Raw genomic sequence first — 1,205 nt, forward strand, 5'->3', positions numbered from 1 at the left:
TTCAGAACTAACACAGTGGACGCGAGCAACTGAGGACAAGCCCTCGGCCTATTAGTACCAGTCAGCTCCACCCGTTACCGGGCTTCCACATCTGGCCTATCAACCCAGTCGTCTACTGGGAGCCTTAACCCCTCAAAGGGGGTGGGAATACTCATCTCGAAGCAGGCTTCCCGCTTAGATGCTTTCAGCGGTTATCCTTTCCGAACGTAGCCAACCAGCCATGCCCTTGGCAGGACAACTGGCACACCAGAGGTTCGTCCGTCCCGGTCCTCTCGTACTAGGGACAGCCCTTCTCAATATTCCTACGCGCACAGAGGATAGGGACCGAACTGTCTCACGACGTTCTAAACCCAGCTCGCGTACCGCTTTAATGGGCGAACAGCCCAACCCTTGGGACCGACTCCAGCCCCAGGATGCGACGAGCCGACATCGAGGTGCCAAACCATCCCGTCGATATGGACTCTTGGGGAAGATCAGCCTGTTATCCCCGGGGTACCTTTTATCCGTTGAGCGACAGCGCTTCCACAAGCCACTGCCGGATCACTAGTCCCGACTTTCGTCCCTGCTCGACCCGTCGGTCTCACAGTCAAGCTCCCTTGTGCACTTACACTCAACACCTGATTGCCAACCAGGCTGAGGGAACCTTTGGGCGCCTCCGTTACTCTTTAGGAGGCAACCGCCCCAGTTAAACTACCCATCAGACACTGTCCCTGATCCGGATCACGGACCTAGGTTAGACATCCAGCACGACCAGAGTGGTATTTCAACGGCGACTCCACACACACTGGCGTGCATGCTTCACAGTCTCCCACCTATCCTACACAAGCCGAACCGAACACCAATATCAAACTGTAGTAAAGGTCCCGGGGTCTTTCCGTCCTTCTGCGCGAAACGAGCATCTTTACTCGTAGTGCAATTTCACCGGGCCTATGGTTGAGACAGTCGAGAAGTCGTTACGCCATTCGTGCAGGTCGGAACTTACCCGACAAGGAATTTCGCTACCTTAGGATGGTTATAGTTACCACCGCCGTTTACTGGCGCTTAAGTTCTCAGCTTCGCCAACCCGAAAGTCAGCTAACCGGTCCCCTTAACGTTCCAGCACCGGGCAGGCGTCAGTCCGTATACATCGCCTTACGGCTTCGCACGGACCTGTGTTTTTAGTAAACAGTCGCTTCTCGCTGGTCTCTGCGGCCACCCCCAGCTCA

1 rRNA gene is annotated in these 1,205 nt (G+C 55.5%); it reads right to left on the reverse strand.

The features are described from left to right. Positions 1–31: 31 nt before the first annotated feature. A 23S ribosomal RNA gene (locus tag IE269_RS42710) occupies positions 32–1,205 on the reverse strand; the annotation flags it as partial.

Origin of the sequence: Streptomyces spiroverticillatus (assembly GCA_014650415.1) — a bacterium.
In the GTDB taxonomy this organism is placed as follows: Bacteria; Actinomycetota; Actinomycetes; order Streptomycetales; family Streptomycetaceae; genus Streptomyces; species Streptomyces spiroverticillatus.